Below are 14,778 nucleotides of genomic sequence, written 5' to 3'. Positions count from 1 at the left end.
GCAATGCAAGGGCAGGGCGCTTGACGCGGGGGCGGCCGGGGCTTAGCCCGCCCTCCGACACATCTTGGAGGTCCGATGCCCGTTCTCGTCCTGCTCCGCCACGGCCAGAGCCAATGGAATCTCGAAAACCGCTTCACCGGCTGGGTGGACGTCGACCTGACCGCCGAGGGCGAGGCCCAGGCCCGCAAGGGCGGCGAGCTGATCAAGGCCGCCGGCATCGACATCGACGAGGCCTTCACCTCGGTCCAGACCCGGGCCATCCGCACCTGCAACCTGGCGCTGGACGCGGCCAGCCAGAGCTTCGTCCCCGTGACCAAGGACTGGCGGCTGAACGAGCGCCACTACGGCGGCCTGACCGGTCTGAACAAGGCCGAGACCGCCGAGAAGCACGGCGAGGAGCAGGTCACGATCTGGCGCCGGTCCTACGACATCCCGCCGCCGGAACTGGCCCCGGGCGGCGAGTACGACTTCGCCAAGGACCGCCGCTACGCCGGCAAGGACCTGCCCAGCACCGAAAGCCTGAAGACCACCCTGGTGCGCGTGCTGCCGTACTGGGAAGCGGCCATCGCGCCCAAGCTGGCGGCCGGCGAAACGATCCTGGTGGCCGCGCACGGCAACTCGCTGCGCGCCATCGTCAAGCACCTGTTCGACGTGCCCGACGCCGACATCGTCCATGTCGAGATCCCCACCGGCAATCCGCTGGTCATCGATCTGGACGCGGCCCTCAAGCCGACCGGCGCGCGTTATCTGGATGAAAGCCGCGCCCAGCCGCTGCCGGCGCGCTGATCCAGCGTTCGGGACACTCGGGCAAGCTGCGCCCCGGTGTCCCGAAATGCTTGGAAACGCAGCGTTAATCCGGCTCGGCGCATTGTGCGGGTCTAGCCCTTCGGGGAGCCGATACGAGCCGTCATGAACGCCCCTCCCGCGGCAGGCCAAGAGCACAAGCGCCTGACGCAGCACGACGTAGACGTGATCTGCGCCAAGCATGACCGTCTGTGGTCGGCTCGGATGGGAGGCGCACGCGCCGTCTTCGCCTTCTGCGATCTCTCGGGCCTGTCGGTCACCGGCCGCAATCTCTGCGACGCCGACTTCACCGGCGCCCTGTTGGTCGGCTGCGACATGCGGCGCACCAAGCTCGACAACGCCACCCTGTACGGCGCGGACCTGCACGGCTCGGACCTGACCGACGCCTCGATGCGGCGCTGCGACCTGCGCGGCTCCAGCCTGCGCGGCGCCAACCTGACCGGCGCCGACCTGTTCGAGGCCGACCTTCGCGAAGGTCAGATCGCCGCCGCCGACCGCAAGGAAGGCTATCGCGTCATCGAGCCGGTGCAGCGCGAAGCCCAGGCCCACGGCGCTATCCTAGCGGGCGCCAACCTCGAACGCTCGCGCTTGTCCGGCATCATCGCCACCAAGGCCGACTTCAGCGACGCGATCCTCAAGGACGCCAAGCTGGTGCGGGCCAACCTCAAGCAGGCCAATTTCAACGGGGCCAACCTGGCCGGGGCCGACCTGTCGGGCGCCAACCTGTTCGGGGCCGATCTGCGCAACGCGGTCCTGGTCGGCGCCAAGACCATGTCCTGGAACATCAACGACACCAACATGGACGGCGCCCTGACCGACAAGGCGTCGGGCAAGGACGTGTCCGACATGCCCTACGAGCAGATGATCGCCGACCACGCCAAGTGGTGCGAGACGGGCGGCGCCGAGGGCAAGCCCTCGGTGTTCGACAAGGCCGACCTGCGCAACCTGAAATCCGTGCGCGGCTTCAACCTGACGGCCCTGTCGGCCAAGGGGGCGGTGTTCTACGGCCTGGACATGGAGAGCGTGCAGATGCAGGGCGCGCAGCTGGAGGGCGCCGACCTGCGCTCATGCAACCTGCGTCGGGCCGACCTTCGCGGGGCGCGTCTCAAGGGGGCCAAGCTGGCCGGGTCGGACCTGCGCGAGGCCCAGCTGGGGCCGCTGCTGATCGGCCGCGACCGCCTGCTGCCCAGCGACCTGACCGGGGCCCTGCTGACCAATGCGGACCTGGCCCGGGCCGACCTGCGCCAAGCCTGCCTGAGCGGCGCCGACCTGTCGCGCGCCAACTTCACCAACGCCCTGCTCAAGGACGTCGACATCACCGGCGCCATCCGTCAGGGCGCTCGCGGCCTGGACGACGTGATCTAGGGCTTGGGTGATCTGGCGCCTGGTAACGCTAACCACGAATTTTCGACACCACCTCGCGAAAGTTGCGGCAAAACGGCGCGGCCTTAACGGTTCGCTTGTCGATCGCCGTTATTCCTGAGCGGGATCAATGGGTTTCTCGGGGGAGAAGCGTAGGACATGAGCGCGGCGCAGAGCATTGCGGGACGGCGGCGACTTAGCCAGGCCGAGCTCGACATGATCGTGTCGGCGCACGAGAAATTCGTCACGGGCAAGCAGGGCGGCAAGCGGGCTTCGCTGCGCTTCATGAACCTGTCGGGCCTGGACCTGTCCTTCCGCAATCTGGCCGACGCCGATTTCTCGGCCTCCATCCTCGACGGCTGCCGCATGGTCCGCACGCGGCTGGAGCGGGCCAATCTGTTCGGCGCCGACCTGCGCAAGGCCGACTTGCGCCAGGCGGTGCTGGTGCGCGCCGACCTGCGCGGCGCCTGTCTGCGCGGCGCGAACCTGTCGCAGGCCGACCTGACCCAGGCCGACTTCCGGGAAGGCCAGGTGGCCATCCCGCATCCTCGCAAGGGCCTGGAGACCGTCCGCCACGAGACCCGCAACGGCGAGGTCGACGAGGTCAACTTCTCGGGCGCGACGCTGGACGGTTCGCAGTTCACCGGCGTCTCGGCCTTCAAGGCCGACTTCAGCGACTGCTCGCTGCGCGGCGCCAAGCTGGCGGGGGCCAACCTCAAGGAAGCCAATCTGAGCGGGGCCATCATGGACGGCGCCGACGTCAAGGGCGCGAACCTGGAAGGCGCCAACTTCACCGGCGCGGTGATGGCGGGGGTCGACACCTCCACCGCCCGCACCAGCGGCGCGGCGATGCAGGGCTGCCTGGCGGCCTCGACCGAACGGGCCCTGTCGCGCGTCGAGGAAATCCACCAGCGCTGCCTGGCCAACCAGGCCTGGTGCAAGACCGGCGGCAAGGAGGGCGAGCCCGCCCGGCTGGACGGCGAAGACCTGCGTCCGCTCGGCGATCGGCTCAAGGGGCTGAGGCTGACGGCTATGAGCGCGGCCGGCGCCTGCATGGTCGGGATCGACCTGTCCGGAACCCAGCTCCAGGGCGCCGACCTGCGCAACGCCGACCTGCGCATGGCCAATCTGCGCGGCGCGGACCTGCGCGGCGCCAAGCTGTCTGGCGCCAACCTGACCAAGGCCGACCTGCGCCAGGCGTTCCTCTCGCCGCTGCCCCTGGGTCCCGAGCGCAAGACCCTGGTCAATCTGAAGGCCGCCCGGATGCGTTACGCCCTGTTGCAGGCGGCCGACCTCAGCGAAGCGGTGCTCGACGGCGCCGACCTGCGGGGCGCCGACTTCACCGGCGCTCGGCTGAGCAAGACCAGCCTGCGCGACTGCGATCTGACCCAGGTGCAGGGGCTGGATTTCGCGCCGGCTTAGGCCGGCGGCGATCCGGAGGATCGGCCGCGTCCATGAGCGCGCCATTCCGGCCAGAAAAAAGGGCGACGCCTGATGGCGTCGCCCTGAAAGTCATAGAGGGGAGATACAGTAACGCGCGAAGGTGGTGTTAGGCTGCCTTCTCGCCTTCGACCTTGTCGCCTTCGATCAGGGGCGCGGCCGACTTGATCTCGATCGTGCGGGGCTTGAGGGCCTCGGGCAGCTCGCGCTTCAGCGAGATCGACAGCAGGCCGTCCGACAGGGCGGCGTCGGTCACCACCACGTAGTCGGCCAGCTGGAAGCGGCGCTCGAAGTTGCGCTCGGCCAGGCCGCGGTGGAGATAGCGCTTGGCCTCGTCATTGGCCGGCTTGCGGCCGGTGACGGTGAGAAGGTTCTCCTTCACCTCGATGCCAAGCTCTTCCGACTTGAAGCCGGCGACGGCGATCTCGATGCGGTACGCGTTCTCGGCGGTGCGCTCGATGTTGTAGGGGGGATAGCCCGACGCGGCTTCGTTCGAGGCGGCGGCGTCCAGCAGGGCGGCCAGGCGGTCGAATCCGACGACGGAGCGATACAGGGGGGACAGGTCGATCGTACGCATGATGACATCCTTCTTTCAAAGCAAGGTTGTTCAATAGATTCAGACCCTTGGCGACCCGAAATGGCGTCGCCGGCGGTCCGGAAGGCCCGGGTTTCCAGCGCCTTCGAGACCAAGGTGGTGAGCCGAAATTCGACTTCAAGGGGTTGAATGAGCGACTTGGCGGTGAATCGCTTGATCGCCGTTCGGTCACGGCTAAGGTCGGCTCGCCCGGTCCCCCGGCCCACCTTGGAGAGCTCCGACGATGACCTGCCGCCGCCATCTCCTCCTTGTCGCCGCCGCGACGCTTTGTCTTTCCGCCTCGCCCGTGTTCGCCGCCGACGCGGCGTTGCAGGCGGCCGTCGCCTCGCCCGACCGGACGCCGGCCAACGTGGCCCGCGACGGCGCTCGCCATCCCTACGAGAGCCTGACCTTCTGGGGGCTGAAGCCCAAGCAGACCGTGGTCGAGGTGTCGCCGGGCGGCGGTTACTGGACCGAGATCCTGGCGCCCTACGCCAAGGCCACCGGCGGAACCTACGTCGCCGGTCTCGCCGACCTGGCCAATCCGAAGATCTCGGACGGGGCTCGAAAGGGCAGGGCGAACTTCGAGATGCGCTTCCTGGATCCCGCCAAGTACGGGACCGTGCGGTTCGTGAACTTCGGGCCGGTCGCCGGACCCCTGGGCGCGGCGGGCTCCGCCGACCTGGTCCTGACCGCCCGCAACGTCCACAACTGGACCGGCCAACCGGGCGTGGCCGACAAGATTTTCAAGGACTTCTTCGACGTGCTGAAGCCGGGCGGCATCCTGGCGGTCGAGGACCATCGCGCCGATCCCAAGTCCGAGACCGACAAGGGCGCGGACGGTTATCTGGCGACGGCCACGGTGGTGGCGCTGGCGGAAAAGGCCGGCTTCAAGCTCGACGCCAAGTCCGAGATCAACGCCAACCCCAAGGACACCAAGGACCATCCGTTCGGCGTCTGGACCTTGCCGCCGGTCAGGCAGACCGCGCCCAGCGGCCAGCCGGCCGATCCGACCTTCGACCGCACGAAGTACGACGCCATCGGCGAGAGCGACCGCATGACGCTGCGCTTCCGCAAGCCGAGCTGAACCTTGCCAAGCTGAAAACTGGGCTGATCCGGGCGAAGTTTCGCCAAGGTCGGGTGCATGATCGGGGGCTGTGAATTGATGGTGGGTGGCGGCATGGGTTCAGGACTTCGATGGTCGCGGCGGGGGCTGCTCACCGGCGTCGCCGCGCTGAGCCTGGCGGGCTGCGGCCGCAAGCCGGCCAAGCCGGACACCGAGGCTGGCGCGGGCAAGCCGGCGGACAAGGTCGGAACCATGACCCTGAAGGCCGCGACCGAGGGCGACTGGCGCTCGCCGGCCGACAAGGCCCGCGACGCTTCGCGTCATCCCGTCGAGAGCCTCGAGTTCTGGGGCCTCAAGCCGGGGCAGACCGTGGTCGAGTTCTGGCCCGGCTCCGGCTGGTACACCGACATCCTCGCCCCCTATCTGGCGGCGACCGGCGGCAAGCTCTACGCCGCCTCGCTGCAGACCGACCTGCCGGATGAGCCCAGCGCCAAGGCGTCCGTCGAGGCCTACCAGCGCAAGCTGGCCGACAAGAAGAAGCTCTATGGCGAGGTCGTCGTCACGGCGTTCGGACCGTCCAGCGGCCCGGTGGCTCCGGCCGGGTCGGCCGATCTGGTGCTGTTCCTGCGCAACCTGCACAACTGGATGGCCGCGGGCCTGGCCGAGAAGGCCTTCCGGGAAGCCCTGACCGCGCTCAAGCCGGGCGGCGTGCTCGGGGTCGAGGAACATCGCGGCGAACCCGGGCGCGTACAGGACGTCCTGGCCGCCGACGGCTACGTGCAGCAGGCCTATGTGATCGAGATGGCCAAGGAGGCCGGCTTCGTCCTGGCGGGCGAAAGCGAGATCAACGCCAATCCCAAGGACACCAAGGATCATCCGTTCGGCGTCTGGACCCTGCCGCCGACCCGACTGTCGGCCCCGCGCGGCGAGCCGGCCGAGCCCGGCTTCGACCACGCCAAGTACGACGCCATCGGCGAGAGCGACCGCATGACCCTGAAGTTCGTGAAACCGAAATGAGCCTGGACCGGCGCGCCGTCGCCTCGGCCCTTATGACCCTGGCGCTAGCGGCCACGATCCCTTCGACGGCGCGCGCCGAGGCGGGCAAGTTCGCGCCCGCCACCAAGGTCTTCTCGTTCCTGGAGGCCTTTCTGAAAGTGCCGGCCGCCGAGCGGTCCAGGATCAAGGTCACCTACGCCCTGATGCGCGAGGGCAAACGGGCGGCCGGCGTCAAGGCGACCCTGATCGAGGCCAACGGCGTCCGCACCCCGCTGCCGATCGACGGCGAGGGGCGTTTCGAGCGCACGCCCACCCTGGCCCAACTTCAGGCCAAGGCGCAGGTCAGTTTCGACGTTCCCGCCGACACCAAGCTGGGTTCGACCATGCTGCTCGATCCCGTGCTCAAGCCGGCCGCCGAGTACGATGCGCGAGAGTTGGTCGCCACGGTCGAGGACTCCAACAAGGCCATCCGCAAGGCCGCCGGCCCCATGGCCCTGATGGCGCCGCAGATGGACGGCCTGAAGTTCCTGACGGTCGATTCCGGCGTGGCGATCTTCCCCAACGGAAGCTCCAGGCCGCTGCCGGTCATCGCCGGAGGCGTTGTCTTCGAACCCGGCCAGTTCAAGGGCGCGTCCCGCGTCCGTTTGGCCAAAACCCCGTCGGCGGTGGACTATTACGTCACGAAGAAATAGCCGCCGGCGCGTCTGAACAGTGTTTACTCGCCGCGATCCAGCGGCCAGTCTGCCGCCCAGAATCCACGCGCCACAGAGGGAGACGCGCTAATGGCTACGTTGCAGGAAATCACCGATCGTATCAAAGGCGCCGTAGGCGACGACAGCGGCCTGGGCAAGAGCCTGAAGTTCGACCTGAAGGAAACCGGCGTCATCCACATCGACGGTGGTTCGGTCACCAACGAAGACAAGCCGGCCGACCTGACCATGACCCTCTCGCTGGACGACCTGCTGGCCATCGGCGCCGGCTCGCTCGACCCGACCATGGCGGTGATGACCGGCAAGCTGAAGCTGTCGGACATGGGCACGGCCATGGCCCTGCAGTCGAAGATGGCGGCCCTCTTCGCGAAGATGCGCTGATCCATGGGGGATGCGGCGCCGCTGGTCTCGATTCCCGAGGCGCCCGTCCCCGACCATGGCAAGGCAGAGTGGTTCAGCGGCGCGGACGGGGCGACCCTCCGCGCCGCTTTCTTTGCGCCGGAAGGTTCGCCGCGCGGCTCGGTGGTGGTCAGCCCCGGCCGCAGCGAGCCGATCGAGAAGTATTTCGAGGTCGTGCAGGATCTGCTGGACCGCGGCTTCGTGGTTCTGGTCCATGATTGGCGAGGGCAGGGGCTATCGCACCGCGCCTTGCCGGATCGCCTGAAGGGCCACGCGGCCGGGTTCAAGGAATTCCTCGGCGACTACCAGGCGCTGCTGGCCGCGTTCGAGGCGCGGCTGCCCAAGCCCTGGATCGCCCTGGGGCACTCGATGGGCGGCTGCCTGACCATGCTGGCCCTGGCCACGGGCGAGAGCCGCTTCGCCGCCGCCGTGCTGTCCGCCCCGATGCTGGGCCTCAACACCGGCGGCAAGCCCGCCGGCGGAGCGCGGGCCTTGGCCTGGCTGATGAGCCGCTCGCGCTACAAGGGCGACTACGTGCTGGGCGACGCCGGCGACCCGTTCGTCCAGAGCTTTCCCAAGGACGCCCTGACCCACGACGCGGCCCGCTACGCTAGCCATCGGGCCCAGATCCACGCCAATCCCGACATCGCCCTGGGCGGCATCACCTGGGGCTGGACCGACTTCGCGTTCTCGGCCTGCGCCTTCCTGCGCCGGACCAAGGGCGTCGAGGCCGTGTCGATCCCGGTGACCATCGTCGCGGCGGGCCAGGACAGCCGGGTGCTGATCGCCGACGAGAAGTCGACCGCCGCCCGCATGCCGAAGGGCCGCTACGTCGAGATCCCCGACGCCTTCCACGAGATCCTGATCGAGACCAACGACCGCCGGGCGGTGTTCTGGAAGGCGTTCGACGAGACGGTGGACGGGGTCGCGCCCTTGCGCGACGGCGGGTCCGAATGAGTTTCTGGACCTGGCTGAAATCGCTGGGCGGCCTGGCTCCGGAGCGCCGAGCCGAACCCGAGACTGAATACGTCATGTTGCTCATCGACGAGGTCATCGCGGTCCGAGATCCTGATGGTCAGGAGCATCGGTTGGCGATCTCGGATCTTCGCGGCGTCATTGTCGAGACCGACGACTCCGGTCCCTGGGGAGCGGACCTTTGGTGGTTGCTGTTCGGCTTGGACGACCGCGTCGCCGTCGCGTTTCCAGGCGGCGCCGCCAACGAGCAGATCGTTATCGATCGCCTGATGGCCCTGCCCGGCTTTGACTTTGAGGCCATGACCAGGGCCATGGGGTCAACCGATGTAGCGGTGTTTCCGTTGTGGCGCGCCTAGGCGCCGGCTACTTCGCCGACCGGCGCAGCGACACCAGCGCCTCATCCAGGCAGCGGCGGTCGCCGGAGATCACCATCTGGCCGCCGTCGGGGCCGATCGGTTCGCCGCGCCAGTCGGTGACGATCCCGCCGGCGCCTTGGATCAGGGGAATGGCCGCCTCGACGTCCCAGGACTTCAGGCCGGCCTCGATGACCATGTCCATCTTGCCCATGGCGACCATGGCGTAGGCGTAGGCGTCGCAGCCCAGGCGCGCCAGCTTGGCGGCGGCGCGCACCTGCAGCCAGGCGCCGCGCTCGGCACCGTCGAAGCAGGCGTCGGGGTCGGTGGTGGCGATGATCGCGTCGGTCAGCTTGGGGCACTCGCGCACCCGGATCGCCCGCTCGGCGCCCCGCGACAGCAGACGCGATCCAGCGGCCGAGCCGATGAAGATCTCGCCCGTATAGGGCTGGCCGATCGAGCCCAGCACGGAACGTCCCTGATGGCGCAGGCCGATCAGGGTGGTCCACAACGGCAGGCCCGAGATGAAGGCGCGCGTGCCGTCGATCGGGTCCAGAACCCAGACGAACTCGGCGTCGGGGCGGTCTTCGCCGTACTCCTCGCCGATCACCCCGTGCTCGGGATAACGTTCGGCGATCAGCTTGCGGATCGCGGCCTCGGCGCCGCGATCGGCTTCGGTCACCGGATCGAAGGCGGCGTGGCTGTCGCGCGGCAGGTTCTTGCCGGCGCCCTTGTCTTCCAACCCGTGGTCGGCGCGGAACAGCGGCAGGATCGCCGCGGCCGAGGCGCGATTGAGGTCAACGACGAAGGCGTCGAGCTGAGCGAGGTGATCGGAAGCGAGGGTCATGGGGCGAGGATTAGCCCGCCCTTCGACTCGACGCCACCGTTCGCGATCCCCAAACTCAGGCTTCGATCGCCTCGCCGCCGTTCAGCGACTTGGCCAGATCCAGCAAGCGACGACGCGGACGCTCGCCCAGCAGGTAGTAGGCGCGGACCAGGTCCAGCGTCTCCTTGCGGGCGAACATCTCGCCGCCTTCGGCTTCGGTGGTGGTTTCCTTCAGCGCACGGTCCGACAGGCCGTCGTAGAAGTAACCGACCGGAACCTCCAGCGCCTCGGACAGCTGCCAGAGGCGAGCGGCCGAGATGCGGTTGGCGCCGCATTCGTACTTCTGGATCTGCTGGAAGCGCACCCCGACGGTGCCGGCCAGCTGTTGTTGAGTCAGGCCCAGCAGACGGCGACGACGCCGCAATCGCTTGCCCAGATAAACATCAATGTCGTTGCCCATGATGACGCCCCGATTTCATGTTCCCGTCCCGAAACGGAACGGTCTGGGCTGGCAGCCGCAAGTCGCGTGCCGGGCGAACCACGCGAGTCGACACACGCTCCGAGTCCCACTCGTCCACGAAGCAGGCTACTAAGGGTTCATGTCGGATAAGCGTCGGCCCTTGGGCCAGGATCTCCTGTGGCGCGCGGAAGCGCTGGGCTTTGACCTCTTCATAGGCGTGGTGCGCCTGCTGGGCGTCGACGCCGCTTCAGCGTTCGGCGGCTGGCTGGGCCGCACGGTCGGACCGTTGAGCGGCGCGCACAAGGTGGCGACCCGCAATCTCAAGCTGGCCTTTCCGGACAAGGACGAAGCCTGGCGCGCGGCCATGCTCAAGGCGCAGTGGGACGGCCTGGGCCGTACCTTCGCCGAGTTCCCGCTGATGGACAAAATCCTGCCGTCCACCGGGCGGGTCGAGGTGGTCAACCAGCAGCGGCTGTTCCAGATCGCCGCAGAGAAGACGCCCGTGGTCTTCGTTTCGGGACACTTGTCGAACTGGGAGGTGATGCCCGCGGCGATCGTGGATTCCGGGGTCGTCTGCGAGATGACCTATCGCGCGGCCAACAATCCGTATGTCGACGAGCGCATCAAGGCCAGCCGCTTCCGCTACGGTGTGCGGCTGTTCGCGCCCAAGGGCGGCGACGGGGCTCGAGAGCTGCTGGAAGGCATGAAGCAGGGCAAGTCCGTTGCGCTGATGAACGACCAGAAGTTCAACAACGGCGTCGAGGGGCTGTTCTTCGGCCATCCGGTGCGCACGGCGCCGGGGCCGTCGCGCCTCGCGATCCGTTTCGGCACGGTGCTGCAGCCGATGTCGGTGCAGCGCACCGAGGGGGCGCATTTCCGGGCGGTGGTCCACGATCCGATCCATCTGCCCGACACCGGCGACCGCTCCGCCGACATCGAGGCGGGCGTGAAGCTGATCAACGCCTTCATGGAAGACCGCATCCGCGAGCGGCCCGAGGAATGGTTCTGGGTCCACCGGCGGTGGCCGAACGAGGTCTATGCCGAGCTGGCGGCCCGGGGCGAGTGAGCTAGAGCTCCAGCATCCGCTCGTTGCCGCGCCGGCGGGGCCCGTCGTACTTGGGGTCGTCGCGGCGACGGCGGCAGGGCCCGAAATAGTCCTCGGTGCGGATGAACGGCCGGGGCTTGAAGATCACCGCATCGATGCGGTCCAGCAGCGAGCGGGCGGTGACCGGCTTGACGACGATCTCGGTGACTCCGGCGTCGCGGGCCTCAAGCACCCGATGCCGCTCGGCGAAGCCGGTCAGCATGATGATCGGCAGGAACGGGTCCGGACTGTCGGGCGACTGGCGGACCAGCTGGGTGAACTGCACGCCGTCCAGGGGCGCCATCCGGAAGTCGACGATGGCGATGTCGATCTGGTGGTCGCGGACGACCTGCAGGGCTTCGGCGCCGTCCATGGCCTCGAACACGTGCCGCACGCCGACGCCCTTGAGGATCGTCGAGACGATCGCCCGCATGTGATGGTTGTCGTCCACCAGCAGAAAGCGCAGCTGATCGAGCGTCGCGGACATGCGGGACAAGACCTCCATCACGGCAAGGGGGATGGCGGGCATACTGTAGAGCTAACGGGCTGTCGATCCCCTGGCAGGGGAATTGAGCTAACAAAGTTCTCCCTACGCGTGTGGTTGCGGCTTGCCGGCCATCAGGCCGACCATCAGGGACGGGTCGAGGTTCTGGTCGCGCCACTTCATGCGCCAGCACAGGTGCGGGCCGGTGGCGCGGCCTTCCTGGCCGACCGCGCCGATCCGCTGGCCCTGGGCCACCGACTGGCCGGCGGCGACGTCGACGCGCGACAGGTGCAGATAGGCGGTGATCAGGCCCTGGCCGTGGTCGATCAGGATCAGCCCGCCTTCGAAGTGCAGGCCGGTCTCGGCGAAGCTGACCACGCCGGCGGCTGGAGCCACCACGGGCGTCCCGATCGGGGCGGCCAGGTCGACGCCGTAGTGCGGGCGCTTGGGCTCGCCGTTCAGGATGCGCTGGCCGCCGAAGCTGGACGAGCGGCGCGTGGCCTGGACGGGCCAGATGAAGCCGGTGCGGAACCAGTCGCCGTCCACTCGGCTGGCGAAACCCGCCGATTTGCGCGCGCCCTCGGCGGCGATGCGGGCCAGCAGGGCGGGATCGCTGGGCGCGACCTGGTCCTGGGCCAGGCCGTCGATGCGTTGGATGTCGAAGACGCCCGGCGCGATGGTCGCCTGGTGGCTGGCCGAGCCGTCGGCGGTCTCGACCTTGATCAGGGCCGGGGGCGGGGCGTCGCGATCGAAGCCGATCACGAACCAGCCGTCGGCCGAGGCCTGGGCGGCCGGCGCGCCGTTCAGCAGCACGGTGGCGCGCGGCGCGGTATGGCCGACGACCATGCCGCCCTGGACGAAGCGGCCCGACAGGGTCAGGCCGGGCGCGGCGGCGCGGGCGAGGGTCGGGAAGCCCAGGGCGAGCGTCAGGCTACCGAGCGTCAGGCCGGCAAGCGCCCCCCGCCGGTTCAGCCCCGGCTCTCCCGCCAGCGCTTCAGGGCCTCGGTGGGGCCGGCATAGGCCTCCTGCAGCTCCGGGCTCCAGTAGCGCAGGTTCTCCAGCGACACCTTGGCGCCGGTGACCGCGCACAGCACGTATTGGCCTGGGCTCATGATGGCGAACTCGCCGTCGCCGTAGTGCAGGGTGGCCGGGCCGCCGGATTTGCCGAGATTGGGATCGAACGCGTTCATGAGGCTCTTTTACGCCAGTTGAGGTCGGGGGAACAGGTGGGCGGGCGGAAGCCGGATCAAAAGAGGCTGCCCTGATCCGTGGGCGGCGGTGGGGCCTTGGGCTTGGGCGCCGGACGCGGCGCGGCGACCGGCGCGGGGGGGACCGGCGTCGAACCCTCGCCGTCGATCACCGCGTCGCGCTCGCCGGCCTTGAACTTCAGGCTGACGCGCTCGCCGCTGGTCAGTTCGGCGGCCGAGCGGGCGATCGAGCCGTCGGCCCTGTGCACCAGGGCGAAGCCCAGCTCCAGCGGCCGTTCGGGATTGAGCGACAGCCGCAGCTTGTCCAGGCTGGTCAGGCGGTCGGTCTCGCGCTCCAGCCGTCGCCGGGCCACCGCGTTCAGCCGTTCCTGAAGGGCGGGCAGCCGGGCGTGCTGGGCCACCCGTTCCGGGACCCGACGGGCCGCCAGGTCCAGCCGTCGGCCCAGGTCCTCGACCCGGCGGCCGCAGTCGGCGCGCTGGCGGTGCAGGGTCTCGGGCGACAGGCGGGGGGTGACTTTCAGCAGGTCGCGGGCGTGGATGTCGGTGTTGCGCTGCAGGGCCGCGTCCAGGCGGGCGGCGACCTCCTTGAAGCGGCGTTCGGCCGGGGCGGTCAGGTCGTCGAGACGCGGCAGGCCGCGCACCGCCAGGTCCAGGCGCTGCTGGGCCAGGGCCAGCAGGTCGGCGGGCCGGGGCAGGCCGCGGGCGGCGCTGATCAGGCGGGTGCGCCGCTCCTCGATCACCCGGCCGCCGCAGGTGTTCAGGCGGCGATCGTAGTCGCTGACCAGGGCCCGCAGCTCGGCCAGCACCGGCGTGGCCATCTCGGCGGCGGCGGTCGGGGTCGGGGCGCGACGGTCGGAGACGAAGTCGATCAGGGTGGTGTCGGTCTCGTGGCCGACGGCCGAGATCAGCGGGATCGTCCCCTCGGCCACCGTGCGGGCCAGGCCCTCGTCGTTGAAGGCCCACAGGTCCTCGACCGAGCCGCCGCCCCGGGCGACGATGATGATGTCGGGGCGCGGTACGGGACCACCCGGCGCGATGGCGTTGAAGCCACGGATCGCCGCGCTGACCTGGCCGGCGGCGGCGTCGCCCTGGACCACGCAGGGCCAGACCAGCACCTGGCAGGGCCAGCGGTCGCGGATGCGGTGCAGGATGTCGCGGATCACCGCCCCGGTCGGGCTGGTGATCACCCCGACCACGGCCGGCATCGAGGGCAGGGGGCGCTTGCGCTCCGGCGCGAACAGGCCCTCGGCGTGCAGCTTGGCCTTGAGGCGTTCCAGTTGGGCCAGCAGGGCGCCGACCCCGGCGGCCTCCATGGTCTCGATGACGATCTGGTAGCGCGACCCGGCCGGATAGGTGGTGATCTTGCCGGTGACGATGACCTCCAGCCCGTGTTCGGGCCGGATCTGCAGCTGGCGGACATTGCCCTTCCAGACCACGCCGTCGATCGCGGCCTTGTCGTCCTTGATGGTCAGGTAGACGTGGCCGTTGGAGTGGTGGGTGACCTTCGACAGCTCGCCGCGCAGCCGCACGAAGCTGTACCGGTCTTCCAGCGTGCGCTTCAGGGCGAAGGCCAGTTCCGAGACGGAATAGGCCTGGGCGTTGGAATCGGGGGCGGCGACGTCGGTCATGGGGTTCTAGATAGGACGGAAGCTGGATTGGGTGAAATGGGATGCTCCGTGCGGCGACCACTTGCCCCCTACGGACCGCTTCGCGGTCGTCTTCCCCCCAGGGGGAAGAGGCGCGTCCTCCGCCCCCTGTGGGGGCGGACAGGCGGCGAAGCCGCCAGGTGGGGGCAAGTGTTAGCGGGCACGGCGCTGCAAGCTCACGCCTTCGGCTGTGAGAGGGAATGGAAAGGGTCGCGGAGCGCCGGACGACGTCCGGAGATCTTTGAATGAATACCGTTTCGACGAAGCCGATCGCTCCGCGCCATCGTTATCCGCCAGCATCCGGTGGGCAGCCCTGTTGAGGCTTAGCCGGACCCGGTCTCGATCCCTTTCGGGAGAAACCGGCCGCCGAGGGCGCGGGCCAATGGGTGGG

At 69.0% G+C, this 14,778-nt stretch carries 17 protein-coding genes; 10 read left to right on the top strand and 7 right to left on the bottom strand.

Translation table 11 applies throughout. The annotated features are described in order from the left end of the window. The first annotated feature begins 75 nt into the window (after nt 1-75). The 3 genes from gpmA (at nt 76) to AC1DYP_RS21720 (ending at nt 3,588) form a co-directional block, all read left to right on the top strand. Nucleotides 76-786 carry a 2,3-diphosphoglycerate-dependent phosphoglycerate mutase gene (gene gpmA / locus AC1DYP_RS21730; protein WP_477048084.1) on the top strand — a complete coding sequence of 237 codons (711 nt, stop codon included), beginning with the start codon at nt 76-78 and terminating at the stop codon, nt 784-786. A 123-nt stretch (nt 787-909) separates the two neighbouring features. Further along, complete coding sequence (locus AC1DYP_RS21725; protein ID WP_477035961.1) at nt 910-2,169, top strand: pentapeptide repeat-containing protein; 1,260 nt, start codon at nt 910-912, stop codon at nt 2,167-2,169. 156 nt (nt 2,170-2,325) lie between these two features. Beyond that, nucleotides 2,326-3,588: a pentapeptide repeat-containing protein gene (locus AC1DYP_RS21720; protein WP_477048083.1), complete on the top strand. Its 1,263-nt coding sequence runs from the start codon at nt 2,326-2,328 to the stop codon at nt 3,586-3,588. Nucleotides 3,589-3,715: 127 nt separating this feature from the next. Here AC1DYP_RS21720 and AC1DYP_RS21715 read toward each other — a convergent pair whose 3' ends face one another. Next, complete coding sequence (locus tag AC1DYP_RS21715) at nt 3,716-4,183, bottom strand: Hsp20 family protein (protein ID WP_477035959.1); 468 nt, start codon at nt 4,181-4,183, stop codon at nt 3,716-3,718. 241 nt (nt 4,184-4,424) lie between these two features. Here AC1DYP_RS21715 and AC1DYP_RS21710 point away from each other — a divergent pair, with 241 nt between their 5' ends. The 6 genes from AC1DYP_RS21710 to AC1DYP_RS21685 all read left to right on the top strand — a co-directional run bounded on the left by AC1DYP_RS21710 (nt 4,425) and on the right by AC1DYP_RS21685 (nt 8,682). After that, nucleotides 4,425-5,267: a class I SAM-dependent methyltransferase gene (locus AC1DYP_RS21710; protein WP_477048082.1), complete on the top strand. Its 843-nt coding sequence runs from the start codon at nt 4,425-4,427 to the stop codon at nt 5,265-5,267. A 93-nt stretch (nt 5,268-5,360) separates the two neighbouring features. Then, nucleotides 5,361-6,263 carry a class I SAM-dependent methyltransferase gene (locus AC1DYP_RS21705; RefSeq protein WP_477048081.1) on the top strand — a complete coding sequence of 301 codons (903 nt, stop codon included), beginning with the start codon at nt 5,361-5,363 and terminating at the stop codon, nt 6,261-6,263. Next, a complete protein-coding gene (locus AC1DYP_RS21700; protein ID WP_477048080.1) occupies nt 6,260-6,934 on the top strand; it encodes a hypothetical protein in 675 nt (224 codons plus the stop codon). Before AC1DYP_RS21705 ends, AC1DYP_RS21700 begins: the two co-directional genes overlap by 4 nt. Nucleotides 6,935-7,024: 90 nt before the next feature. Continuing rightward, a complete protein-coding gene (locus AC1DYP_RS21695; RefSeq protein WP_477035955.1) occupies nt 7,025-7,333 on the top strand; it encodes an SCP2 sterol-binding domain-containing protein in 309 nt (102 codons plus the stop codon). A 3-nt stretch (nt 7,334-7,336) separates the two neighbouring features. Next, complete coding sequence (locus tag AC1DYP_RS21690) at nt 7,337-8,308, top strand: alpha/beta hydrolase (protein ID WP_477048079.1); 972 nt, start codon at nt 7,337-7,339, stop codon at nt 8,306-8,308. After that, the gene (locus AC1DYP_RS21685; RefSeq protein ID WP_477048078.1) at nt 8,305-8,682 is read left to right on the top strand and encodes a hypothetical protein; all 378 of its coding nucleotides are present in this window, start codon (nt 8,305-8,307) and stop codon (nt 8,680-8,682) included. Before AC1DYP_RS21690 ends, AC1DYP_RS21685 begins: the two co-directional genes overlap by 4 nt. Before the next feature lie 7 nt (nt 8,683-8,689). Here the strand turns inward: AC1DYP_RS21685 and hisN are convergent, their stop codons facing one another. Further along, on the bottom strand, nt 8,690-9,526 hold the full coding sequence (gene hisN, locus AC1DYP_RS21680) for a histidinol-phosphatase (protein ID WP_477048077.1): 837 nt from the start codon (nt 9,524-9,526) through the stop codon (nt 8,690-8,692). A gap of 55 nt (nt 9,527-9,581) precedes the next feature. After that, nucleotides 9,582-9,965 carry a helix-turn-helix domain-containing protein gene (locus AC1DYP_RS21675; RefSeq protein ID WP_477035951.1) on the bottom strand — a complete coding sequence of 128 codons (384 nt, stop codon included), beginning with the start codon at nt 9,963-9,965 and terminating at the stop codon, nt 9,582-9,584. A gap of 139 nt (nt 9,966-10,104) precedes the next feature. On the opposite strand from AC1DYP_RS21675, the gene AC1DYP_RS21670 reads away from it, so the two are divergent. Then, nucleotides 10,105-11,031, top strand: a complete 927-nt coding sequence (locus tag AC1DYP_RS21670) for a lysophospholipid acyltransferase family protein (protein WP_477035950.1) — start codon at nt 10,105-10,107, stop codon at nt 11,029-11,031. 1 nt (nt 11,032) lies between these two features. Here the strand turns inward: AC1DYP_RS21670 and AC1DYP_RS21665 are convergent, their stop codons facing one another. The 4 genes from AC1DYP_RS21665 to xseA all read right to left on the bottom strand — a co-directional run bounded on the left by AC1DYP_RS21665 (nt 11,033) and on the right by xseA (nt 14,369). Then, the gene (locus AC1DYP_RS21665; protein ID WP_477035949.1) at nt 11,033-11,536 is read right to left on the bottom strand and encodes a response regulator; all 504 of its coding nucleotides are present in this window, start codon (nt 11,534-11,536) and stop codon (nt 11,033-11,035) included. Nucleotides 11,537-11,638: 102 nt separating this feature from the next. Next, the gene (locus AC1DYP_RS21660; protein WP_477048076.1) at nt 11,639-12,379 is read right to left on the bottom strand and encodes a M23 family metallopeptidase; all 741 of its coding nucleotides are present in this window, start codon (nt 12,377-12,379) and stop codon (nt 11,639-11,641) included. Between the two features lie 122 nt (nt 12,380-12,501). Next, nucleotides 12,502-12,723: a DUF2093 domain-containing protein gene (locus AC1DYP_RS21655; RefSeq protein ID WP_477035947.1), complete on the bottom strand. Its 222-nt coding sequence runs from the start codon at nt 12,721-12,723 to the stop codon at nt 12,502-12,504. Nucleotides 12,724-12,779: 56 nt separating this feature from the next. Then, complete coding sequence (gene xseA, locus AC1DYP_RS21650) at nt 12,780-14,369, bottom strand: exodeoxyribonuclease VII large subunit (protein ID WP_477048075.1); 1,590 nt, start codon at nt 14,367-14,369, stop codon at nt 12,780-12,782. Nucleotides 14,370-14,778 lie beyond the last annotated feature (409 nt).

The sequence above is a fragment of the Caulobacter sp. P1_D6 genome (genome assembly GCF_056406095.1).
This window is presented reverse-complemented; position numbering and strand designations above follow the sequence as displayed.